Origin of the sequence: Terrimonas alba, assembly GCF_042434975.1 — a bacterium.
GTDB lineage: Bacteria > Bacteroidota > Bacteroidia > Chitinophagales > Chitinophagaceae > Terrimonas_B > Terrimonas_B alba.
The window spans coordinates 949,220-975,063 of the sequence record NZ_JBHMQM010000002.1 but is presented as its reverse complement, the minus strand read 5'-3'; the positions used below and the strand labels follow the sequence as shown (position 1 = coordinate 975,063).

The following is a 25,844-nucleotide window of genomic DNA, read 5'->3' as shown; positions in this document are numbered from 1 at the left end:
CTATTGACTTTTCTTATATTCAGTTTTTATGCGGTAAGTTGTGTCACCAGTTGCATTTGTACTATCCTTAGTTTCACCTACAGTACCGCCACGTCCGTTGCCCTCAGATTTGTACTTATATCCGTTTTTTGTATATATTGTTTTATTCACAGGCACAATAACCGGCTGTGACTTCCCTTGTTCACTACTTGGAGTATTATTTCCTTTAATCTTATCAACCTGCTCAATTATAGCTTTGGTTCTTTTAACAGTACCAACTATTCCCTCAATTTGCTTAACCATAATATCTACGGCCTTTTTTAGCTGTTTCGCATCAGATCCTTGAATCCCTCCAAACTTATTGATTATCTTATCAAACATTTTTCTGGGACTATCATTTGGACTCATTGATCCCGCAAGACCTAACCAATCTTTTAAATCTATTGATTCCGTTCCTGGTGCTGCAGTGGGAAGTCCCTCTTGCCACTCCGTATCTTTTCCCTTTCCATAAATGCGATACCCGTAGGACACGTTATCGCTGTTATCACCCCGCACTTGGCCATCTAAGTATTCTCCAAATCCAATATATTGGGTATTTACATCTTCAGAAGTAGACTTAACGATGTCTTTGAAATTACTGTATTGTGCATTTTCTTCAATGCCCCTAAGGTCAATTGTCAAGCTTTGTTTCACATCTTCTTTCCTGAAATAGAAGCCATCCTCCCTCAATGACCAGCTATATTTAAAATAGCTTTTATCTATTTTTTGAATTTGTGTTGTTGTTCCATCTTTACCAATTAATGTAATTGTTATTATCCTATCTCTTCCATCAGGGTCAGTATATATAATCGGATTACCGCCTGTATAGAGATAAGGGCTTTCTCCTGGATATTTGTGTTGCAATGGATCAACACTTAACCATTTTCCTCCTAAACGAGGATCTAAAATCCTGTTATCAAAATCATACGCATTTCCTTCGCCATACATCTCATTGTCTTTTCTTTTCCCTCCAAAGCCATATTGGTAGCTATTTCCACTATTCCATTTTCTTCCAGGCATTTCCATCCCGCCAGGATAATAATCATTTTGTGAAAGAACTTCTGCCATATAATAATTCACTACACCACTGCTGTCGTTGCCAATCTTCTTATCACTAATAGTGCTTAATACATTACCCAAATGGTTACTCAATTCATAAGCACGGCTGCCCAATAATAAGCTATCATACAGATAAGTTGCTCCACCCACAACCGGCGGCGCAGTAGGCACAATAGTATCCCATTGCCAAATACCTAACCTGCTACTACCATAGAGATGTTGTTCATTCCACCGCAGTGCATCACTTCCTTTCTTTGTATAAACAGCCAGCACATTGCCCTGTGCATCTCTTACATAATAAGTAAGGGTATCGGAAGCGCCATATACTTTTTTTACAGTGCGGTTACCTGTGGCATCATACCCATATTCAATATCGGAGCCTGCGGCTTTATCAATCTTCTTTATTTTTCCATATACCGTCCAGTTTATATTAGAAAGCCCTTCGGCAGCATCAGCTTTCAGGTTGCCGATTAAATCGTAAGTATAGTTGCTGCTGCTTTGGTCATCTATATCTACAGTATAGTTGTTGCTACTCACAGCATCTCTTACATGGTTCAGCCGGTTATTTATTAGCCGGCCATTGGCATCACGGTTATATTTATAGCCAAGGCTGTCCATATCCAATGGCAGGCCGGTAGCATCTGCACCGCGGCGCAGGTATTTTAAAATATTACCATTGGCATCATAGCTTATTCTTTCGCTATAAGCGGTAATGATCGAGCTGTTGCTCCAGGTGCCGGCGCCGGCTGTTATAGTATGCCGGTTCATTTCCGTCAGCCTGTTAAGCTGGTCATAGTTATACGTATAACCGGCCACAGCGCCATTGCTTATTTTAGAAAGTGCCAGCGTAGTATAGCTGATATTGCCATTAAATAGCTGGTTGCCTGAGTTGGCAGATGATACAGGCGTAACGGGCTGGTAGGTTAATGCAAATGCATTGGCGCCTGTGCCTATGGGCGTATAGTCATCGTTATAATAACCCAATGAGAAACCATATACATCACGGCTTACTCTTGCAAAGATGGAACCCGGTTTACTATCCTGCCCTATATCTTTTGCAGAATCGAGTTCATAACTATTAATGCCTTTCAGCCATCCCTGCAGTGTATAGGCATAGTCAATACCCTGCACTTTGTATTGCCCCAGCTCTGTGCGGGCCAGCGGGCCATGCAGGTAATAGGTATAGCTGGCATCTTCCGTCCATACCAGTTTGTCGCGGCTGCTATAGCTGCTTACCACACGGTTATCGGCATCATAACTATAGCGGTAATAAAACTGGTCGCCCTTGCCATGCTGGTATGCTACACTATTTACTTTGCCGCTTACCAGGTCGTAATCATAATCTATTCTCTTTTTACCATTGCTGGCGTCAACAGCCACCAATGTCTTTACATGCTGCACCAGTGTTTTTACATTGCCATTTATATCATAGCTGTAAATAGTAGAGTCGCCCTCGGTATCATTTTTATTTTCGAGATAAATGCTTGCCGTTACCCGTTTGCGGCTGGTGCTGATGGTTTGTATTTCCAGGTTTACCGGTTCATCATAAATGGTTTTTGTCAGTTGCCTGTCGGTACCGCTGGCCAGCCAGTTTTTCACAGCGGTTGTATCCAGCATATTGATAGTGCGTATATCGGCAGAGGGGCTTGATTTTTCACCCACTTCTGTTATGCGCCCCAGCCCGTCATATTTTGTATAGCTAAAGCGGTTGGCTGCTCCGCTGTACGATGCATTTTCTTTTTGCTCTTTGTTTTGAGATACAGTAAGCCTTCCCAGCCTGTCGTAGAAGAATACAGATGTATCACCATCAGGGCTGTATTGCTGCACCACCTGGTTCAGTGAATTATATTGGTAAACCGTTGGCAAACCATGATCGGGGAACACACCGGCAAAAGGCTGCCATGTAAATCCTGTCAATACACCCGTGCTTCTTGTGATCATCTCAGGCACCAGGTTGCCGGCAGCATCGTTCATCGCTGACCAAAACAACAGGCCCGCCTGGCTCGATGGTGTTTGGCAGAAATTAAATGCATTCTGCCTCATCTCATTACTTGATAGCAAACGATCATAGATGCGCAGGTTTTTAATACTGCCCCGCAGCTTACCGGGCAGTGTGAGGTGAGCTGCACTATGAGAACCGGCAATCAGCGGCGCCGATCCCGACAGCGTTAGCGAATCGGTAAGATCATTCACACTGGCTGTTAAAGTAACCGGGTTGCCATTGATGTAGATACGCACCGGGTTAAGTGTATCCCCTGTGTATTGCAATGCCAGATGTGTCCATGTATTCAATGCAAAAAGCGATGAAACATTTCGCACCGATGCAGCGAGATATGACTTCTGCGTTGTATCGGGCCTGATGCCATACAGCGCAACGGCCAGTTTATTACTTTCTATTTTTAAAACAACACCGGCATGGCGATAAAAAGGATCTGCAGTAGCTGAAGTATCATACTCCAGTTCGCTCAGCTTGGATACCAATACCTGGTTCGCAAAAGAACTGGCATTGATGCGCATCTCGATGGAATAAGGTTGCGCTTCAAAAGCAGCAAGGCTATCCCATTCAATTTGCCCGTTGTTATTAAACTTGATGCTGTCAGAGTATTGATAGCAGCCTTCACTTTGCAGCAGGCGATGCAGTTTTACCAGTTGCAGGTCTTCATCATTCAGCAATTGCACACCTTCGGGCGGAATGGTTTTTACCAGGTTGCCGCTTTGATCATAATAATATAAGGTATAGTGATACTCATAAAGGTCAGCCGTCATATTCAGCTTCGGCTGCACATTCAGGCATTTGGTCATCCATGCATCGCGGAAGTCACGCCGCACCGAATCAATGTAAGCAATATAAGTGGCCGTAGCATTGGTAAGTGCCGTAGCAAACAGGTCGGCCATACAACTATTGGAAGTGCCGGTAATGGTTTGTTCTTCCGCAGCGGCCTGGTTGCAAAGTGTAAACGCATACGATGCATTCTCACAACTATCGAGAAAAGCTTTGTACTGCTCATAGCCAAGTGAAAAACCAAAGCGATGATTAAAGAAATTGCGGAACAGGGTTTCATAATCAGCATCGCTGCTGGTTATGGCCGGGAACTTAGTTTGAAATGCCGTTAAAGCTGTTTCTATCGAATCACAGCTTTGACAAGGCGAAGAACCCGGATCAAAGAGAACAGGTAATACAATATCATCTTTGAGTATGCCATTACAATTGGTGCAACTATTGAGCATATCATCCAACTCCAGTGAATCGAGTGTATAAACGCCACTGTAATTAGTCTTTAGCCAGCTATGGAAAGAAAGAGCGGAACCTGAAGCTGTCCACGAAGCCTTATATTGATTGAGTTTTTGGCAGATAGCATAATCGGTTTGCATGATCTGCTTTTCAATTGTTACTGGTTGCTTATCGTATGGATAAGGCTGTTCCAGCAGTTCGGCAGTGCATGAGTCGTTCAATGCACCTGATCCTAATATACCAACGATGGCTTCTTCAAAGCTGTGGTAAGTAGCAGGAATGCTTTCAGGAATAGTAGAAGCACCAAATATTCTCTCCATCGAGCAGCCTTTGGAGCATACCTCTATCAGTGCTGCTTTCAAATTTACCAGCTTTAATGAATCAGTTGGGTTAGACGGGTCGGCCACGCAACGGGATAATGAATTGATCCAAACATCTGCCTGCGCTTCACAGTTAGAAGCACATTCATCCAATATAGATTGAAGGCTTTCATCTGATGACTGTTGCGGGTTACTGTTTTGTGCATTATTAATAAACTGGTCAGGGTTGACATATTCAGGGTAACGACGTTGTTTATTTTTATAGTGTACTGCGTTGGTATCAGACGGACAAGAAGATGGATAAGTTGGCGGAGTATTGCAAATACCACCACAAGTGGAATCGTACACACAAACCCATACATTAAAGAATTTGCAGGATGTTGTAGCTCCTGTTTTTAAATCAAACACGGCATAGAAGCGACATGCACCATAACCCGATGGCACACCCGAGGGTGATGTATTGGGATTACCATATTGCACAAAGAAAGAGAGACTGTCACGGTCATACGGATTGTACACACCACCGGGACAGCTATAGTTACAGGTAGAATCAACAAAGGAAGAATAGGCCGAGGTATCGCAGGATACAAAAGTTATTGAATCCAGGATACTGTTTGCATTGGGGTATTCTTTAAATCTATCTCCGGGTTTGAATACAAATGTGGATTCAAACACAGTGCCGCCCGAAGTAGTATGTCCTTTTGCTTTTACATAAACAGTTTTTGACACACCGGGCAAAACTCCGTCTTTATAAAACACCGTATCTGTACCATTTACCGGTGAAACTATTGAGAAGTCAGCCGTGTCAGGGCAGGATATTAACGGACTCGCTACATCGTCGCCAATATAACAATTGACACAGTTGGCAAATATTGGATTGCTGCTGGTTCTTCTTGCTTCTTCATAAAAACGGGCTTTCAGATTGAGATACCATTGCTGGTACATAAACCATTCACGGTTACGGCTGCGGCAACTGCTGTCGGGGTTGCAGGCATCCCAGCCATTGTATTGCTGGTTGCAATACAAAACAATATCCACAACCTGCAATATATTCTTATCACTTTGCGCCAGTCTCACCATCGTTCTTGAAAACAGCCGTAGCGAATCCTTCATTTTATTATATAATGCACTGCCGCCACCGCCATTAAAGAATGGATCTTTTTTCAACAGCGCTTCATAGTCGTTGGGATCAAACCAATCACGGGCCATGGCCGTATCAGCTTCCCAATCCTGTATGTCCCTGTCAAACTTGGAGCTGGCTGTGTTAGCCACGCACCATAGATAGTAACAATATTCAGGATGCAATCTTACGAGTGAATCAGCCCAGCTATCTTTCCAGTATTTGATAAAATTGGAGTCGCTCAAATTTCTTACATCCACTTTTATTGAGTCCTCACCATACTGATCATAAAGCATGATGGAATCACGATTGCCTTCTTCATCCACGAAATAGCTGATCTGGTTTCGCCTATTTAAAACATTAATCGTTGGTTCAAGAAGAGTATAGTTATCGCTGTACAAAGCATACTGGCCGCCGGGTGAAACATCCAGTTTGAGGATGGCCAGTTTTTCATCGCACACATTATCACCGCAGCCTGCTTGTATGCTTTGGCAATGCGCAAGCAGTGACTGGTACAACGAGTCTATGTACAACGAATCCTGCGCATCAAAATAAACAGAATCATTTATGTACATAGATTTGAACCGGGCATAAAACTCATCCTTTTCTCCCAACTCATCAATGCAGGTCTCGCAGTTATTGTAGCATCCTGTAAAATCAGTATTCTTCAATTCTTCCAGCAAAAAATAGTTCAACTTTTTAATGTCTGAATTTTTGACAAGATGAGTGCTATCGAAAAAGTCAAGAGCATCTTTGCTTACTCTAAGGATATAGGTAATATAGTATTCGCCTATGTTTGGTATGCCAACAGTAACAGAATCTTCAATGACAGGAGGTAAAGGATTGCAGGTTGTATCAAAAACATTACCTGCCGGTACTGTATCTCTCATCAATAAATTGTTACAATCATCTTTTACCAATACTTCAAGATCATAATAACAATTGCTGCAGATGGTACTGTCTTTATCGGGCCCGTAGAGTTTGGAATATCGTAAAGGATCAACCCGGTACTTAAACTTATAATCGCCTGTAACGGGCGCAAGGAAAGTAGCGGAAGCCGTGAGTGAATAATCGCTGGTATTGATTCTGAAATCACCGGGAGTGATCAGTTCGCTGTTTATGGTAACAACAGTTCCTTCGGTATTCGAAGGCAAGGCCTGCAGGTTGTCTGGTTTTAAACCGGCCAAAGCGGTAGCCACTGTTTTACCACTTGCATCCACATAGCTTACACTAACCTGGTTGTTGGCATCAATCACCATATTTTTCAGGTAGTGCGTAAAAATTCCGGCCTCTGATCCAAACAAACGGTCAAGTTCATCCTGGCTATTGGGCTTGCCATAAAAATATTTTGTTGCATGCCCGGAATGAAGTTGAAATGCAGGGCCTACTCCACCTTGTTTCTTGATACGGCCTGTATTATCAGCCATGTATTCTGTAACAGTCAATGGATAACCACCTGCATTGGGAATGTATTTGGCATAATGATATTGATTGAGGAAAGGATTGGCGGTAGAATAATATCTTCCTGCGCCCGACTCGTAATCTATACTGTCGGCAGTTGTATTACAATCAGCATACAGCAGATCAGCAAAACTATAAGGAGCCGTGCCATTGCCATTTTTATTAAAACCGCGGAAATAATGAATGGTACTGTCATCGGTTGGCGCAGGCAAGATAGCAGCAGCCGGCCGGCCTAAAGCATCATAAATTGTTTCCTGTATTACCGATTTATTATCTGTATTGGTAAGCGTAACCGATTGCCTGTTGCGAAGGCTGCCGTCAAAATAACTGATCACTTCTTTTCGCTTTCCTTCTTCAGCAAATGAAACCGAAAATTGCCAGTTGAGGTTTTGTTCATGCCCGTCAATCTTCACTACAGCCGAACAATTATTACCAGCTCTTTTCGCATTATAATTCCAGTTGCCCTCCCATCGTACATTGTCTGTACTGATCTGTACACCTCGTATACGGAACAAAACATAACCACTGTCATAAGCCATATTCACCAGGTAATTAGGATCAGATGTCGTTATCCTGGAGCTGTTATTTTTAAACCATTTAGCCAGTGAGTCAGTTGGCACCCCGGTATAGTTGCTCCCGCTGGCATAAGTTTCAATCGAATTGGCAATCTGTGTATGCTTGTCTATAAATGTATATTCGAGGTCAAACATTTCAGCGCCGGGATACAAAGAGGGTATCCAGTCTAATTTTAACTGGTTGCCATTAACCACTGAAAAACTCGTTATATCCGTGCTGTTATCATTAAAGTGATATTTCCTGTTGACGATGATCTGCCCTTTTACCCGGAATATAGCAGGAATGGGGTTTAGCTCTGCTGAAGTTATGCTTAGTATCTTGACCTTGAATTTGTGTGCATCCTTGAATTTATAAAGAGCAATGCCCTTGTACGGTTTTCCGGTAACGGTGTCATACCGTACATCCAATGAAACATTGCTGTGGGTAACAGAATCGGTAATCTGGCTGGTATCGGCCTGGTTGCCGTAGAGATAGATCTTAAAATTAACCGTACAGGCAAAAGGCTGGTTGTAAAAATAGACCGAGGTATCGAAGTTGATCTCGAAAGAAACGATATCATCCACACTGATATGCTGGTTGATCAGGCTCCATGAGGCGGTACTATTAAATTTTTCATCAGCGACGGTGAAAAAGCTATCGACAGCCACCTGCGGGCCCTTCAGCTCGTTGATATAAGGCTCGGCTGTGGTTTGCGCTTTTCCGGCAAAACAGGAAAATAGTAATCCAAATAGGATCAGTCTGCCCGCTGTTACCAGGTTGTATTTTTTTTGCAATATTCTCATTCGTCAGTGCCGGTTAGTGGTTAAGCTATTCAGTTTGTCCAGTTGTACTCAGCAACTGGTAGGTCAAAAATGCCGGTTGTAATTCAACTTTATCCTTACTGATTTTTACAAATTTTTGTACGGGGTTAAACCCTTTCTCACCTGCTGACAGCTCATGTCTTTCCCTGTAAATGATCTCCACGTAATAACTGTAGGCATCTATTTCTGTTTCTTCTTCCGTGCCTGCTTCATTTGTTTCCGCTTCTTTAGCAGGACTTCCGTTTGCAACCGGACTATTGTCTTCTATATAATTTTCCTCTTCGTCGGTCAGCGGTGAAAGCCGCAACACCCCGATGAGCATTTTATTGATCTTATAGGTTTTCGGATCATAATAAATGCGGTAACCCTGTATCTGCGGATGCTGGATATTATCGATGGTCAGCATTTTTTCATTGCCTGATTGGGTAACTTCCGCATTGGCTTTTTGCTCCTGCATTATCTTTTTGAATTCTTCCATGTCAAAAAGCCGGGTACCCGCCTGTTGCTTTCCGGCTGCCGATAACGTGATCAACCTGCTGCGATGATCAATGGCCACGATATATTTATCCTGGCTGACGAATTCCATGGAGTCCAGCGAGTATTGGAAGTTGTTCCCGGAAAACGCATATTCAAACCCATGTTCTTCCATTACTTTTTCCTGGTCACCATTATCATCAATCAGCTTTACCAATCCCTTGTAAGTAATGCCACTGGCGCCGTAGTAAACATTTACCAGCTTATCCATTTCTTTCCACGGATCATCCCCGGTAGGTGTGCCGGTTTTTTCAACTTCCTCATTGTTTTTTTCTTCCTTTACCGATTGCTCAACATCACCGGCTTTACCTTTTTGTGCAAAAGTGTAGACTAATGTCAGCGCAATGAAAAGAGTAAGCGCAGTTAAGATTTTGATCAGTTTTTTATTAAGCATAAAACACGTTAAATCATTAATCAGTTAATTATCTTTTCCGGTACCCGGATCTTGTCTCTTTAATGGTCATGATACCTCTTTCCGTTTCTTTTTTCACCCGGACCAGCGTTCCTTCATCATCGTATTCATAAAAAGCGGCGAAATTATTTTCGTCGAGTTCAGCCCACAGCCGCTGGCTGGAAGGATCGTAAGCAAAAGATTTCATCTGGCCATCAAACGGATGAATGCGGAGATCATCAATGAATACATCGCCCCCGCCTGATTGTAACTGCAGGTTAAAGCTTGCAGCAGATGATGGGAGCAGGAACGGCACTTCAACTCTCTTCCATCCTTCGACAACCGGCCATTTGGATAAACCATCAATCAACGAAGCCCCGTTAATAGCGGCCTGAACCGTAGTAGATGGGTTTCTTGGGCTTGCATCTTTTACCCAGAAACTAAGCACATATTTTTTTCCGGGTATGGGTGAGAATCCTTTAGCCAGTTCATTAGAGGTCAGGATATATCTGCCTGAATTGTCAAAGCTGAAAATACCTGCTGTTGTATTTGTATAAACAGTTTTGGCAATGGTAGTAGTACCGTTCAGCTTCAAACTGTATTTACCGCTGTGCGCATAACTACTTGTTGTATCGATGGAACTTCCATTGAGATTTTTTCTAAAGTTGAAATGACCCGGGTTGCAGGTATCCGCGGAACTGCAATCCAGGGTGAATCCATAATCTTCAAATCCATCGTAAGCCACTTCTCTATACCTTGAATTGGAGGCTACTGCTACCGGCATCGATTCGAGATAACCAAACAAAGCAGCACTGTAACGATCGAGAGCATCTTTGTTTTCCAGCTCCAATCCTTTGCGGTTGAAATAGGTCATTTCATTCGCAGCGATCCATCGTGCGTCACTCGTTGAGTTTTGCTGCCATTGTTGCGATGAATAACTCCAGAAAGGATTGAAAATATTGTAAGCTCCTGATTTACGAATATTAGTGCTACCGAATTTATTGGGATCACCAACAAGATTTTCACGTTTTACCTGGTAAACATATTGGGATTTCGGTCGCCAGTTGCCAAGGATGCCGGTATAGTAGGGATTAAACTCATTGGTTTTTGTTTGATCAATCTTCCGGCAGAGACAACTGGAGTCCTGGGCGATCTTTGTGTAACCCGTCGGGCAGGTGGCATCTCCTACCTGAAACTGCTGCCCCACCATATTCTTGGTACTAAAAATAAGGTTGATGGAATTATAAGACGAGGCGGTATCTAATTGTGATAACGTATTGTCATATATCTCAGCACCGAAAGCTGCTGCGACTCCCAGATCCCGTCCTTCCATTACAATGGTGTGAGTGCCGGAATCCAAGTAGACAGGAAACAAATGCCACACACGGAAATTCTCCAGGTTGGTGAGGGTATCCTGTGCAAACAGGTTGTTATCGATTTTAACCCGGAAATGATTGTCTCCTCCTATTCCTATGTAATAAGTTTTTGCCTGCGAAGTATAAAAGGTCGATGAGAAACCGAGCCATGTGTTCAACGGCCGATTCGGATTACAAGCCCATATGCCGGCTCGGTTCAATGGACCTTTAAACTCTTCTACTGCTAAGGCCTGGAATTCTCCACCCGTGCTTTTATTTGCCTGCTTCTTCTTTCCGGGTATAGAGTCACTGATTTCAGTGACCACATTCGACCGGTTGTTTACAACCCTCCTCCCGGTATTTTTGGTTTTCGAACTAGTCATTTGCTGCAATGTCTGCTGACCGCAGCTTCCCGAACTGGTAGCAATACTAAGTCCACAATACACAGAGTCACCAATCCAAAAAGGATTAGCGGGAGCAAATCTTGATCTCGTGAAGTTGTCACTATTATCGTAGCAATCGTAGACATAGGTACCACATGCTGAGTAGGCATTATTCTTATCACCCGCACAAACAGTATAGGTTGTCGCGGGTATGCAAGCAGTATCCTTATAGCAAGTCAGCATATCGGCGGATAACTGGTACCCCTGGGGACAGGTGGTACATTTTTTTACCGGCACGCTCCATTCTTCATTGAATACGGTCGCTTTTGCATCTAATACTTTCATTAATACCGAAACATCCAGTTTATTGCCAACAATAGGATTGTTTAGCGAAGCAATAGTTGCTATCCCGGTATTGGCCATATTTCTTCTGCCTGAACGCAGCAACTTTACGGTAAGATTATTTACCTGTTGAATATTACCCGCAGCATCAATTAATCTTTTTTGAAAATTGCCGCTTACCGGTGAGTTGATGATCCAATATTTATTCTCAGAACTAACATCAATCAATTCATCGCCAGGTACAAGTAATTCATTATATGAAGTATTTGTTATCTGACCATCTGAACCAGTGGAAAAATCGGTCAGAACTGTTCCAATATTTTTATATGCCTGCGCCATGCCATCATATTTCCAATGCGCCGGGTAGGCAAATGAATAAATGGGGTCTTCAAACTCATTCTGTGTTTTCGTCAATAAAATATTACCCGTTTGTGCATCCCATAATAAATTTTCAGAAGTGATGGAAGAACCGTTTTCCGTCTTTTTTACTTTATACTGAATGGCAAACCGGTTAATGATTTTAACAGTAGAAGACGAACGGAAAGAACGGCGGTCATAGTTGACACCTATACCAGGAAAGAAAAAAGGCAGCGGGAAAAATAATATAGCACCGGAGCCTCCGCTTATCTTTACACTTACTCCTAAGTTTTCCACTTTTTCATCCCGCATGTCCGAGAACGTTTCGACGTCCATCCCAATCACACCATCAGAAACAATACCGTCAGCAGCTATAACTTTTACATCATTACGCAACTCTTTTTTCTCCGCCTTTTCATTTACTGATTGATAGAAGTATTCAACACTTGAAATATTTTGTCCCGACTTATTATAAATATTCACTGCTTTCGGTTTGCCATGCATATCATTCAACTCAACCGAATATCCCTGTGACACTCCTGTTACATCGCTTGAAACACCTCCGATAAGTTTAAAGAGTTTTCCAAATATCGGCTTCCTGTGTTCCAACGTGAGCACATCAATTTTGGTAGGATAATCTTTAGCGGTATAAAATTCACTAATGGTCACACCGGTACGATCCACTGTTTCGGCATCACCTGATCCAATGGTCTTAACCGTGACTTTACTATATCCTACACTTGCGGCGGGAAAAAAAGATTCTCCAAAAGGTTCTTCTATATAGTAATAATTATCAAGAGCCAAAAATTGGCTTTGCTTATAACGAACGGGTTGACGAAATGGATTCTCATCATTTCCAAGTAAGGGTTCATAAGATGCTACCCCGCTTGATATTAAATTGCCTTTTCCGTCTTTTGTTGTGTAATCATATACCTGGCTGTATGTTGCCGTTACGGCACCGGTAGTACCAGCCATATTTGCCCAGTCATCAGAAATATCAACCCGCTTAACTCTTAAGCCACCACCTTTTTTCTTCCAGTCAGGTGAACAAAGGCGCACCCATGATTTTGAAAGATCAACTTTATCGGAAAATTTATCTTTCCTGGCTCTTTTTTCAAATCCTTGTATCAGCTCTTTAATACTTCCAAATGCAGCAACAAGCGCCTTAATTGCTTTTCCAAGATTGGTTCCGTCATCATCAAGATTGTCAGAACCCGGATAAGCATACTTAGGAAGGTTGCTGCGGATAAATTGCCAGCCAGCTTTGGCAATGGGATTAGTATCCTTTATCTTCTTGAGTTTTATTTTGGCAATAGTGTCTCCTATCAATTCAGGCGGAGTGCTAAGATCTAATTCAGCATAACCGGGAACAAATTCTTTATGTCCTTTGCCATCAAGATCCAATAAGAATTTGAAATATAAATTTTGAATACCTTCAAAATATCTTTCCCGTAGTTCCTTGTTGTTCGCTACAGTGTCGGATAAATTAGCATAGATATAATCGGCGTCAGCAAGCCCGGTGCTATCTCCCGGATTGCGTATGCCATTTAATAAAAACATTTGAGAAGCTCGTCTGTCCTGGACAAATGCATAATCATCCGATTCATAAGTAATATTGATACTTCCGCCTGATGGAAGAATGATCTTTTTTAATTGCCAGGCAGAAGCGAATTGATCAGTAACGGCACTTTGCAATGTGTAAGGAAATTCAGAATTATTTAATCCAGAAGGATTACTGGCTACATCTTTAAAATTTCCCCAGCGATCATATTGGCGGTAATTGTAAAAATTATAAGAGGTATCATACACAAAATCATAAGGATTAAGGCTGCCTTTTTCATTTTGCCCAAACGTGAAATAAACTCTTTTCAAAGTAAGCTTGCCCGTATTGTTTATACTGTTTGGAAGCCCCTTGCACAAAGAATAATCATGAACAAGATGCACTACTTTAATAGGAACGGTTTTGGAAGGGTCGTTACCGTTTAATTTCAAATCTGATTTGGAGTAAAGCCTGATCTCTTTTAATCTTTTAAGTTTTACAGAAGTATTCACTCCGCCCCTGTTATTCGTTACACCAAGCGCATCTTCCCTGTCTTCGGTGATAAAATGAGCCACCATTGTTTTTGACTCAATGGAGTGGAGATACCAAACTTCTTTTTCCCCATATACATAATTAGCCTTATCGTCTTTGGGATCGCTTAAAAACCCTTCGTTATAGTTAGCAGTATCCTGCCCGAAAGCAAACGGTGTTCTCCATTTATACGAGCCATTCAGTTTGCTATAATTAAATTTAACTGCTGTACCCAGGTCATCATCTGTAATTCCGTTTCTGGTGACATCTACATAATCCGGTGATAATATGCCTGTGAGAAGATAGGATGTGGCATAAGCAGGTGTCACTTCTTTGCTATAGTAATTCTCTCTTCCATTTTTATTATTGCGTGAATTGTCTGTTCCGTGATTATACCTGATCAATCCTTTATTGCGCATCGCCAGGTTTTCAGGTACGCTGAATGAAACTTCTTCCTGGTAAGTATTGTAAACAGGCAATCCATAAACTGATCTTTTGCCGTCATCGCCTGTTACAGTGATCTCTGAAAAATGATGCTGTTTCCTGTACTCACTGGCACGTTGAATATTGGCTCTGATTCCACCGGAGTTGCAATTATTCAATACCAATGAATCAGGATGAAGGTCTTTGATCGTTTTGTCCAGTCCATGCTGTGCAGCTTCTTTGGCCGTGAGATAACTAAAAGCAGTATTACGTACTTCTCTTTTATTTCTTTTTAATGTGCTGGTGGCTTCGCCACTGGGTGATGCTTTTGTACGCAATTTATCAGAAGCTTCCGCACCTTCAATCGCATTGCCTATTGAACGAGGCAAACTAACAGCAACAGGTGATGTGCCTTTAATTACCGAGACAAAATCTTTATCATATGGCACCGGTTCACCCACTCTTTTAAAATAAGCCGGCTCATATAATGGATTTATAAGCGAAGCTGCCTGGAAATCACCTTTGGCTAAAAACTTATTTCTTTTCGTCCATTTTTGAGAAATTGTATTAACATCCTGCTTATACAAGTCGGCACCAACATCAAAATAAGTACCCGCACCTACTTCAATCCCCAGGGTATAGGCATCACTGGTATTTTTAATCCGCTGATCAAAGAAAACGCCGGAGCTTCCTCTATACAAACGATACTGCCCTGAACCGTCCTGGCTGGTAGCGCTAAACAAATCATAGGTTGGCACGGGTATAGGAAGATATTTGACTTCTTTGCTGAACGGAATGTCTTTTTCCCGGTTGAAATCAACCATAGCATCATTATCATCATTTGCCCTTTCACTGTGCAGGTAACCATAAGCAGGCGATAATTTATTTTCTCCTTTTACAGTTTGCTTCGAGTAAAAACCACTTACTCCTATACCAAGTAGTGCCACCCATAACTCAGGACCAGGATGAAGAGAAAATGAAAAAGATTCATTTTTGGTGGCATGGTCGATTGTTGGTGTATATGATTCACTGTTAAAAGAAATAAATGAACTAAAGTCTTTTCCATACATCTTTTTCTTTACTTCACCAAACATATCCAATTTTGCTTTGCTAAACGAAGCACCCAAAGTCATTCCTTGCAGACCTGCTCGAGAATTGTAACCAAACCCTATTGAACTTGATAAACCATACTGCTTATCATTTTTTACGATATTTTTCTTTAAAATAGCAGCGTTTAAGTCGATCGTAGCTCCATCCTGTGAACTTAGAGTCAGACCGCCGCTAAGGATCGAAGGTGAAGTTGATTTTGAAAGTGAATCCACATCATAACTTCCGTCCGGGTTGCTCTTTGTATTTTCTCCTGCGGTATAATCAGTAAAACTGACGCCGGGGTTTAAACCAATATCCATTCCTATCCCCCGATAATTATCTACTTTAACGCCGACGCTAATAGTAAGATTGAGATTTAATTTCCTTTTCTTTTTTTTCTTAAGCTTTATTTTCTTCGTTGGAACACCCAATAAATCCAATGTCATCGAAAATTTTCCTCCTTTTGTCACATGGTCTTTCATGTTCATTTCCCTTTCTTGCTTATCGGTACCGTTAAAATCATCCGGTATTCCTCTTAGCTGCCGGTTCAGTGAACCAACATTTAAATTCCAGCCATAGCCTGCCCAGGTTGCTTCATCATCCATGGATGCACCTGACTGATATGCAAGATTTACAGGATAACCACCCACATCCAGTAATGGAATATTGTATGAAAAATCTCCGCTGAACAGATCCACCATATCAGAATTGCCAATAGGCTGAAAGCTCTGTGTTTCGGGTTGTGTAGGACCGGATGTCAATGCATAAGCAAAGTTGGGAGCAACCAGTTCCATTGTCAGGATCAATAAAAGGAGGGCCGCTATTTTTTTATTCCGGCGTATTAGAAACTTCATTCGTCTTCTTTACTTTTAGTTTTGGTATTTTCTTTATGTCATCCTGGTTGTATACAAATGCTATTGTACCGATACCGAAAATTTTATCATTATAAATAACTGTAAAATCATTCCCGTTTTCTTTTTTCCCGGTTTCAAATGCCAGGATATATTCATAACTGCCGGAAACACCATTTTCAATCTTCTGACAGATACCCGGCATGATAGAATCCTTCCCCATGAGTAACACAAAATCTTTTTGCATATCAAAGTCCAGGTAGAGTAATTTATCTTTTGCCGGTTTTTCCCCGGTTGTCTTTTCAAACTTTGCATCAAAATAATAAAGCCCATCCTGCGCTGTAGTGTCTGCCTCCCGCCCCATTTTTTTATTCATCAGCCACCGGTATTCCGCTGGCATCCATTTCATGCTGGCATTTACCTCTCCTATTTTTATCTGCTGCATTATCTTGTTACCGGGGTCGTTGATATAGTCAACGTACCGGGTTTCAGACATCTTCGCTTTGCAACCTGTAACCAGGAATATAATTAGCACCCACTTATTGATCATACCGGATCTCATTCTTGTAAGTAAACCGCAGTTTTAGTTCCCTGCCATTGATCAACTTTACAGTCAGCAGGTACTCTTCCCCTTTTTTAAATGCTTTATTTTCCGAAAGATCAATATCATATTTATTCAACCCGGTCTGCAGTTTCAACTTAGGCAGTTCTTTAATGGGTACTGCCGGATTTGCAAGGCTCACAATCGAATAGTTTAAATAGCCTGCATTGTACGGGTTGTTAAATGAAAAGCGTATTATTTTATCGGCCGCATAAAAATTTCCGTCATTTGTCTCTTTCATCTCACGGTAACTGTCCGTATTCACCTGTTGTTTTTCTTCAGGACATTTGACCTTATACACCCAAATCTCGGAGCGTTTTAAAATGGTCTGGCCGGTATATACTATCACCTGCCAGGCATAACGTTTCCCCACCTTAAGCTCCGGTGCGTTAAATGGATAGCTTAATTGATTGACCGGAATGTTTCCCTGGTTGATAATGGGCGGGTTGTAATTAATGGCTTCAATGATATCCTGTTTTTCTTTTATTTCGGTTAACAGCAGCCTGAATCTTGCATCAGCCGGCATTGGCATTGGCGGCTGCCAGGTAAAATGCGGACGCTTATTGCATTCTTCATCACCATCTACAGGATTTATCAATAGCAAAGGCGTCAGCGGCTGTAATTCATGTGTAAAACAGTTCTCAAAAAAAGTAGCAGTACCCGGTAGCTTGGATTCACTCAGGTCCACTTCGAAACAATATTCGTACTCTCCTTCCGGAAACTTTCCGGATTGGCTCAGTGTAAGGCCATAGTAGTTATTACCAAAAGAAAAACGACCACGTGAAAAAGCCGTCCTGTCAATTGTATTATTACCGGCACGCAGTGAAACCCGCGGAATACTGATTGAAACAACATGGCCCGCTTTTACCTCCCGAACCTTAATGCTGATATTGGCCAGAACATCCTGCGGATATGCATTCACCAGTTGAACAAAACTCAACCCTTCAATGCTCTGACCGTATATTACGGGGTTAAAGCTGATCATTACGCTTTGGGCAAAGGAAGATGTAACAGTCAAAAAGACTGCTGCAACAAAACAATATAGCTTATTCAACTTCACCTTTATTTCTTTAAAATGTATTTAATACTGACATCTGCTCTAACCGGCGAGTTCCAAAGCGGTTGAATGAGTTGCAGGTTTTTCCTTATGTCTGCATATAGGTTGACATAAAACTTATCATTCAGTTGCCCGCTCAATGCCTGTCTTATTCCCGCTTGTTTGTACCACCCATTTACGGCGCTGTACACAATGCCGGAAGAAGCCGTAATCTTTTTCAGCAGCTGGAAACTGTAACCAATGTCCGTGTTGAAAGATGAATTAAAATAAACATACCGGGATGCATTGCCCGAACCGGTATAGCTGGTATTCGCAAACAGCACATTTTTGCCGATTGCGATGTTTTGAAAACTGCTTATTCCCAGCGATGAGTTGGAGATAATATCTGTTGCAGTCAAACTGTATAAGTTCCGCTGCCAGGACAGGGTAAAGTAGTTACGATAACCGGATCTGCCGATCTTTTTATATAGGTTTGACTCGACAGATAGTCTTTCTATTGAAGTAACAACGCTTTTTGTATTTTCTTCAATTCTTACCATCCGGTTGGGCTGATACCTCAAGCCGATAAACTGTCCTTTTCTCATGCGCCATTTTGCATCCATTACCATGTATACGTTTCGCCAACGGCTATCCAGTTCGTCATTAAATTTATAGTCACGCAGGTTCGCCCTGAATGAAACCTGCATCCTGTTTTTTAAAAAAGACTTCCTGACCTGTGAACCCAATTCAGTGGAACCGCCGGCCAGGAAACTGCTACCCGGGTTGTTATACCCATTGGCCACTTTACTAAAACTAAACTGGTAGGACAAGCCTTTCTCCATATTCTCATCCGCATACTTTAAGGAGAGGGCTGTGTTGTCTGTAAAATTTTTGGAAGAAAGAATTCTTGAAAAATTATTCTTTGACTTTAAGATAGTATCGGCAGTGTTATTATCCTGGCGGTAAGTAGTGGCAGACCGGGATAAATCTACCGCGATACTCCCCCGCTGTCCTATATTCAACTGGTTTGAAATAGTCGTCACCATTATTTTTCTGAACTCATTTGTATTGAATGACATTCCTGGCAAGGCATTCATCGATTGTTCAAACGATGATACTGACAGATGCGAGGTAGAGATCCCAGAAGACCCCAGCCCAATTCTTGCCGCCCTGACCTGGCCATTATTTGAAAAAAGATTGGTAAAACCCTGATCGAGCACTGAATTAATGTCTTTTTGTTTGCCTGCTACCAGCATAAAGGTCTTACCCTTATTATTCAGCCATTCGGTGCTGATACCATTTTGCAAAAAATGCTGAAATGACATCGGACTTAATGATAAAGCATCACGACCTATATTCAACCTGTTCACATTAAGGAAAAGCCGTTGCAGTCCTTTTAAAGAAAGCTGTTCTTTTGCTTTTTTCCGGATAAATGAAGGATCATTTACAAGCTGGCCGAGCTTATTTTTCTTCAATAGCTCAAACTCCTTTATTTTTTTCATCATCCCTGAGCTTTCCCATTTGGATTTATGCTCTTCTATTTTCAACAGCATTTCCTGCAAACCTTTCAATTTCTGAACGGATGTCTGAAGCCGGGCCATGTCGTCGGGGTTGACTTTTTCTCCCATATTTGCTTTTTGCCGGAGACTGGAAAGCAGTATTTCATCCTGCTGAGCTTTTTGTATAAGATCGCTCGACAAAAAACGCTGCCGCAATGCCTTCATATCGCTTGAAAAAAGTGAGTTAGGATTATGGACGATACCCTCGACATCCTGGTCCAATAAACCACTGTAGTTGCCAGCAACAGTGGAGATATCTTTTTTCAATAACTGCCCGGCCTGCTCTTTCAAGGTTTTAACCGGATCGTCCATACTGTTGACCACCGAAGAAGGATCAAGCTTGCCGGCCAGTTGTTTCTTTACCTGGTTTAAATACGCATCCTTATCAAACCGGAAATCGAAATTATTGGCAGAATAATTTTCGATATCGGCAAAAAGCTGGTTGTCCAGGTTGAATGAAACAGGGATACCGGCAACCATCCATGCACTATTCATCGCAAAATTTCCCTGGTAATAAGTATTACCGCCCGGCCAATAGGAACTATCAGATAATCCAGCGTATTCAAGACCTGCATTAACTAATACAACAGGTTGCTTAAAATATTTATCAGTTTCATTTTTTATATTTTTTTTCAGCTGATCTAAGGGTTTCCCAATAGAACTATTGAAGTATTTGCCCAATATTTTGCTTTCATTTTTTTTTAATGGAGAAACAATTCCTTTTAATCCGGGTACGATCGAGTCATTTATTTTTTTTTCGGACTGAGAAAAAACGGAGTTCTTTGAAAAATTTTGATTTGGCTGAAATGCAGTGTCAGTAACGGTTACAGGCGACTGTGACTGGGAGTGAGCTGAAAATAAAAAACCAAAAGCAATAAGTGTTAGCTTGGTTTTGTGAATTATCATGGAAGGCAGTTATAAATCAAAAATAGAGAAATTATTGAGCTGGCAAATTATTTTCAGAAGAAATGAAAATTATTTTTTTACCAACATAGTTACTAACACAATTGATCTTATTATTCAAAAAATAAATTATTGATTCTACTTTTCATTACTTTTTGTAATTATTTTCGGTCATCGTTTTTGATGCTCCGCCAAAAAACATTACAACCTTAACTAAATGAAAAAGTCACTGCTTACCCTTTTGTTATTAGTAGTCTCTATTCTTTCTTATTCGCAATTCATTCATAAAATCAAAGCTGATAGTGTTCTTATCACGAATGATTCCTGCAATGCAGAATTGAACCTGGAGAATAGTACAAAAGATACGATTGGCTTCCTGTATAATAAAGGAAATGGAAGGACCGAGTTTAGAAAAGGAGTGATTAAGCTTAATGATACTTTGTATATTATCGGAAGCGACACATTAAATGTTCCAAAAAGTATCAGCAGCGGCGACTATATCAAAAATCAAAATACGGCAGTTCAAACTGCTGATTTTTGGATTTCAGGAACTGCAAGAGCAGGAATTGGATACTTTCCGGTAATCACGAGTTCCGGAAGCGGAGATACGGGAAACTTTACAGTTAGAAGTGGAACAAGTATAAATGCCAGTTCAATACCTCAATTACTTGTTGAAGGGGCTCCGCATTTATCGAACAGAATAGTAATGAGGGGTAGCACAACTCCTGTTTTGTCGACTGGGCATGCTTATGCAAATATTATAATGGGTGAACAAGGAGTTAGCTATAATTCGTCTGCACCATCACCATTAATTGCAGGTCTTATTTTAAAACCACCCACCGCTGAAAAAACAGGCAGTGGAGCCGTTACTAATTTGGCGACTCTATATATCGAGGGATCTCCTATTTTATTAGGTGGTCTCGTTCCAACAGGAGGTTCTTACTCTATTTGGTCAAAGAGTGGACTAAATAGATTTGATGCAACAACTCTTATAGGCCGAACGTCGGCTACAACTTTGACAGGCACTAATAGTACACCTAAACTACAGGTAACAGGCAAAAGTCTTATTGATAAGTTGGTAGTAGGTCCCGCTACAGCCGAAGAAAATGGAATCCTTCAAATATATGGCAATACATTTATAGGTGGTACAAGTCCCAAAATAGAATGGGAAAACCAAACCTTAACATTGAGCGGAACAAGTACACAGGGTAGGTTATTACTTACTTCTAGTGGCACTGGGTCTGCCTTCGAAATACAACATAACAGAGATAATGGAATTATTTTTCGTATGCAAAATGTTACAAACGGACTGAACTCAAAGCCTCCGTTTAGTTTTATTTCAAAGGATGCTGCAACATTAACTTCCGGTGCCTGGCCTGAGACACAAGGAGAACAAGGCCAGTATTTTTCAGTTAACGGTACACATAACACAAGTTCTTGGGGTTCCATTGCAAGCAACTATCTTTCTTACTTTGATTTTTACCCACTCAACACAGGAACTGGAATAGTCAGAAGAACTGGGGTAAGCACAAATCCAACTTCTGCTATAGACAATATCGAAACGCTTTACCGTAATAAAAGATTATTTTATCCAGGTGGATCAACCCAGGGCAGAATTATCATAGGTACAACGTCAGATGATGGCACCAACATTCTGCAGGTAACGGGGGGCCTGGCATTAAACGGGAAGCAATCAATTGGCGCTTCTTCTGCGACCGCCTTGCTTCATTTAGGCGCCGGTGCGGGTAATGCCAGCAGTGCCCCGCTCAAATTTACAGCCGGTACCAATCTTACTACTCCTGAAAATGGGGCTGTTGAATATGATGGAACCAACTATTTTGTAACATCCGGAAACACCCGGTATACGTTGGCCAAAACGTTAACTGCCACAGCGACCCTGGACTTTTCCAGCACAGCCGCACAAAGCGGATCAAATCTTACCATTACAGTAGCAGGGGTAACAGATGGAGACGCGGTAAGCCTGGGCGTTCCCAATGCTGCCGTCAACGATAACAGTTCATTTTCAGCCTGGGTAAGTGGAACCAATACGGTAACGGTCAGGTTTAACAATTATTCATCCACTGCCATTGACCCGGCAAGCGGAACATTCCGGGTTACAATAAATAAATACTGAACTATTGGTTTATGAAAAAATATGACTCCATACTATTTCACTTAACTCCATATATGCTTTCGACAACTTCTTTTATATGAAACTACGTTCTTTACTCGTTGTATTACTTTTTATCTCTCCTGTCTTTTCCTACTCCCAGTTCATACATAAAATAAAAGCAGACAGTGTTCTTATCACCAATGATTCCTGCAATGCTGAACTAAACCTGGAGAATAGTACAAAAGATACACTTGGCTTTTTGTACAATAAAGGGAAAGGCAGAACTGAATTTCGGAAAGGGCTTATCAAGATTAACGATAGTCTGTATATTATCGGAAGCGATACATTGAATATTGCAAAAGGTGCGAGTGGCAATTATATACAAAATCAAACAGCTGCATTACAAGCATCAGGATCTGGTTTTTTTATTGAAAAAGGTATATTCGGACAAAGCACTGCGAACGGTACAACAAAGTCTAAACTGACTATAGATCCAACATCACCTACATATTTGATGAGTGTCGGGTTAGGTAATAGTACAAACCCTAATAAATTATCACATGGTGTAATGACTATGGATTTGACTTCGGTAAACACAACCGGAATGAAGCTATTTAATATTGCAGGTACACCCAATACAGGCATTATCCCTTTTTACGTAAACGTTACGGATAATCATATGACCTCATCAGCAACCGGCTTTGACTTATCTTACCTGCGAACTGCCGCCGGTGTTAACTACCCAACCTATGGTTTTAAAACAACGGTTGATAGTTATGCAGGTACTGGTTATGCGTATTATGCAAACGCAACAGCGACGGGAGGTGGAACAGCCTATGCATTCTATGCCCCTGCAGGAAGGAATTATTTTGCCGATAATGTATTAATAGGAACAACTACCAATATTTCATCCTCTAAATTGACGGTAGCCTCCACTACGCAGGGATTTTTGAAACCTCGCATGACCACAACTCAACGTGATGCTATTGCATCACCTGTTGCCGGATTAGAGATATATAATACTACAACAAACACAACAGATCACTATAATGGTACTGATTGGATAAGTGGTAATTATATTTTAAATCAGAATATGGTCGCCCAACCTGCTAATGCGTGGATAAACGGATTGTTTACTTCCGGTAAACTTCTTGTGAACAGTAGTTCATTTTTTGATGCAGCAAACACTGCTGAAATATACGGCAATGTCTTTTTAGGTAGCGGTACTGTAAGCTGGAATAATAGAATATTGACGATGAACGCTAATTCAAGTAATGGGGCGTTGGTGTTGAATGCACAGGGTACAGCTCCTGCTTTCGCAATTAGTCACAGCCGCTTCAATGGCTCGATGCTCACGTTGGGGAATACGGCATCTAATTCCACACCAGGATTCAGATTTTTTCAAAAAAACGCAGCAAATATTACTACAGCAGGATGGCCCAATACGGAGGGTGAATTTGGGGCAGTATATGGCATAAACCTAAATTTAGCTGGTAGCTCAACATGGAGTGGAAATGCAAGCTATTTATCTTTTGGTGATTTCTACCCGTTAAATATTACAAGCGGTGTGGTTAGGAGAACAGGTGTTTCTAGCGATCCTACGAATATTATAAGAGAAGTTGAAACATTAATGTTGAATAAGCGACTATTTTATCCGGGTGGTATTTCACACGGTAAAATCATTATTGGTTCGACTACAGATGATAATGTCAACATCTTACAAGTTCATGGAGGAGTGGCAATCAATTCAACTACCAACGGCTTTCTTAAGCCCCGTATGACCACAACTCAACGTAATGCGATCGCTTCACCCGTTGCAGGTTTAAGTATATATAATACAACCCTGAATACAAACGACACTTACAATGGCTCAGAGTATTTTTCTTTTGGCAATCAAATAATATTGCCGGCTACAAACACTGCAGCAGGCACAACCGGCAACCAGACCATAAACAAAGCATCCGGCACAGTAAATATTGCAGCATCCGGCACGACAGTCACGGTTACAAACAGTTTAGTGAGTGCCAATAGTATAGTAATAGCAACAATAAGAACCAATGACGCTACAGCCTATGTAAAGAATGTGGTTCCCGCAGCCGGAAGTTTTACCATCAACCTTGGCGCTGCTGCTACCAATGAAGTAAGTATTGGCTTTGTGGTTTTTAACTAAATGTTTCCTCATTAAAACTAAAGGCAAACATCATCCTGTAACGAAATTATCATCCTGTTTCCTGATTCGGTTCGTGCTATTGCCTTTTAACCCGTTTCATTTTATACAATCCCTCTTCGGATAAAAGCAACTCAAAAAAGTGAAATAAAAAAGCTGTCTCATTTTTATTTTGAGATGACCCCTAATGATAAACCGTCAATCGCTAACAGAAAATACTGCTATAAATATTCTTGCAACTGATTGTTCACGTTATTCATTGCCGGATTTATTTAGACATAACTCCAACGCGTTGTCTTAATTCTTTTGCAGCATTGACCATTTCACCTAATGCTTTTTTTGTTTTCTCCCACCCTCTTGTTTTCAAACCACAGCCGGGATTTACCCAAAGCCGTTCGGCCGGAATAACAGCCTTTGCTTTTTCATTAATGTAGTCATCTCTTTGTTTGAGGAAATGAACCAATGGCCGTTGTGAAAATTAAGGGAGGTGCAAACCGGCACGCTGTTTTTCTTTTCTTATTCCGAATGGGTTGCTACGTTTTGCAATTCCTTTGCATTGGATATACTATTTTGATAGTCGTGAACTCATCAGGCCGTTGTATCCAGTAATCGCCGGTGGTAATTTATCTGACCGAGGTGATAGCTCAAATGCGCGGCAAGATGAACAAGGAAATATTCGGTTGATGTTTTTTCAGCAAACACCAATAATGGATATTCCTCCTGCAATTTGTCAGCAGATAGCTGGCGCAGGGTTAGATCAATAATATTTCTTGTTTCAGTGATCATCGCCAATAGTTCAGCTTTGGGTACTCCCTTTTGCGAAAATTCCAGGTCACGGTTTCTTGTGTAAGCAAAATTTCCGAGTTCGGCGCCGATATAGGTCTTAAGATTACCCACTAAATGAAGACAAAGATTACCACCCGAATTGGCAATCGATTTTTCTGTTGCCCAAAGTCTCTCCTCGTTGTTGTATTGTTCAATTTCGGTGTAAAGTTTTGACAGGTCTCTGTGGAAAATTGCGGTCAGTGTTTCAGTCAGCATACAAGTAAAATATAACTATCTGACAAAGAAACGGCATTTTCA

At 41.3% G+C, this 25,844-nt stretch carries 10 protein-coding genes; 2 read left to right on the top strand and 8 right to left on the bottom strand.

Going from position 1 to position 25,844, the window contains the following annotated elements:
* The 6 genes from ACFEL9_RS08885 to ACFEL9_RS08860 are packed head-to-tail and all read right to left on the bottom strand — an operon-like array spanning position 1 to position 20,484.
* Entirely contained in the window at positions 1–8,568 is an 8,568-nt protein-coding gene (locus tag ACFEL9_RS08885; protein WP_385888557.1) for a DUF6443 domain-containing protein, read from the bottom strand.
* Between the two features lie 25 nt (positions 8,569–8,593).
* Complete coding sequence (locus ACFEL9_RS08880) at positions 8,594–9,514, bottom strand: hypothetical protein (RefSeq protein ID WP_385888554.1); 921 nt, start codon at positions 9,512–9,514, stop codon at positions 8,594–8,596.
* A 28-nt stretch (positions 9,515–9,542) separates the two neighbouring features.
* Positions 9,543–16,385 (bottom strand): hypothetical protein, encoded by a 6,843-nt coding sequence (locus tag ACFEL9_RS08875; protein WP_385888551.1) that lies wholly within the window; start codon positions 16,383–16,385, stop codon positions 9,543–9,545.
* On the bottom strand, positions 16,360–16,932 hold the full coding sequence (locus ACFEL9_RS08870) for a hypothetical protein (protein ID WP_385888548.1): 573 nt from the start codon (positions 16,930–16,932) through the stop codon (positions 16,360–16,362). The genes ACFEL9_RS08875 and ACFEL9_RS08870 overlap by 26 nt, the downstream gene beginning before the upstream one ends.
* A complete protein-coding gene (locus ACFEL9_RS08865) occupies positions 16,922–18,037 on the bottom strand; it encodes a hypothetical protein (RefSeq protein WP_385888546.1) in 1,116 nt (371 codons plus the stop codon). Before ACFEL9_RS08865 ends, ACFEL9_RS08870 begins: the two co-directional genes overlap by 11 nt.
* A gap of 8 nt (positions 18,038–18,045) precedes the next feature.
* Entirely contained in the window at positions 18,046–20,484 is a 2,439-nt protein-coding gene (locus tag ACFEL9_RS08860) for a hypothetical protein (protein WP_385888543.1), read from the bottom strand.
* 214 nt (positions 20,485–20,698) lie between these two features.
* Here ACFEL9_RS08860 and ACFEL9_RS08855 point away from each other — a divergent pair, with 214 nt between their 5' ends.
* Together ACFEL9_RS08855 and ACFEL9_RS08850 are read left to right on the top strand one after the other, a co-directional pair.
* A complete protein-coding gene (locus ACFEL9_RS08855) occupies positions 20,699–22,615 on the top strand; it encodes a hypothetical protein (RefSeq protein WP_385888542.1) in 1,917 nt (638 codons plus the stop codon).
* A gap of 76 nt (positions 22,616–22,691) precedes the next feature.
* Positions 22,692–24,764 (top strand): phage tail-like protein, encoded by a 2,073-nt coding sequence (locus ACFEL9_RS08850; RefSeq protein WP_385888539.1) that lies wholly within the window; start codon positions 22,692–22,694, stop codon positions 24,762–24,764.
* Positions 24,765–25,029: 265 nt separating this feature from the next.
* Here ACFEL9_RS08850 and ACFEL9_RS08845 read toward each other — a convergent pair whose 3' ends face one another.
* Together ACFEL9_RS08845 and ACFEL9_RS08840 are read right to left on the bottom strand one after the other, a co-directional pair.
* A complete protein-coding gene (locus ACFEL9_RS08845; protein WP_385888536.1) occupies positions 25,030–25,224 on the bottom strand; it encodes a hypothetical protein in 195 nt (64 codons plus the stop codon).
* 125 nt (positions 25,225–25,349) lie between these two features.
* The gene (locus tag ACFEL9_RS08840; protein ID WP_385888533.1) at positions 25,350–25,802 is read right to left on the bottom strand and encodes a DUF1572 family protein; all 453 of its coding nucleotides are present in this window, start codon (positions 25,800–25,802) and stop codon (positions 25,350–25,352) included.
* Between the last annotated feature and the right edge of the window lie 42 nt (positions 25,803–25,844).

Coding starts and splice junctions, on each gene's coding strand:
- ACFEL9_RS08850 (WP_385888539.1), top strand. CDS start 22,692: ATGAAACTACGTTCTTTACTCGTTGTATTACTTTTTATCTCTCCTGTC.
- ACFEL9_RS08870 (WP_385888548.1), bottom strand. CDS start 16,932: ATGATCAATAAGTGGGTGCTAATTATATTCCTGGTTACAGGTTGCAAA.
- ACFEL9_RS08880 (WP_385888554.1), bottom strand. CDS start 9,514: ATGCTTAATAAAAAACTGATCAAAATCTTAACTGCGCTTACTCTTTTC.
- ACFEL9_RS08840 (WP_385888533.1), bottom strand. CDS start 25,802: ATGCTGACTGAAACACTGACCGCAATTTTCCACAGAGACCTGTCAAAA.
- ACFEL9_RS08860 (WP_385888543.1), bottom strand. CDS start 20,484: ATGATAATTCACAAAACCAAGCTAACACTTATTGCTTTTGGTTTTTTA.
- ACFEL9_RS08875 (WP_385888551.1), bottom strand. CDS start 16,385: ATGAAGTTTCTAATACGCCGGAATAAAAAAATAGCGGCCCTCCTTTTA.
- ACFEL9_RS08885 (WP_385888557.1), bottom strand. CDS start 8,568: ATGAGAATATTGCAAAAAAAATACAACCTGGTAACAGCGGGCAGACTG.
- ACFEL9_RS08855 (WP_385888542.1), top strand. CDS start 20,699: ATGAAAAAGTCACTGCTTACCCTTTTGTTATTAGTAGTCTCTATTCTT.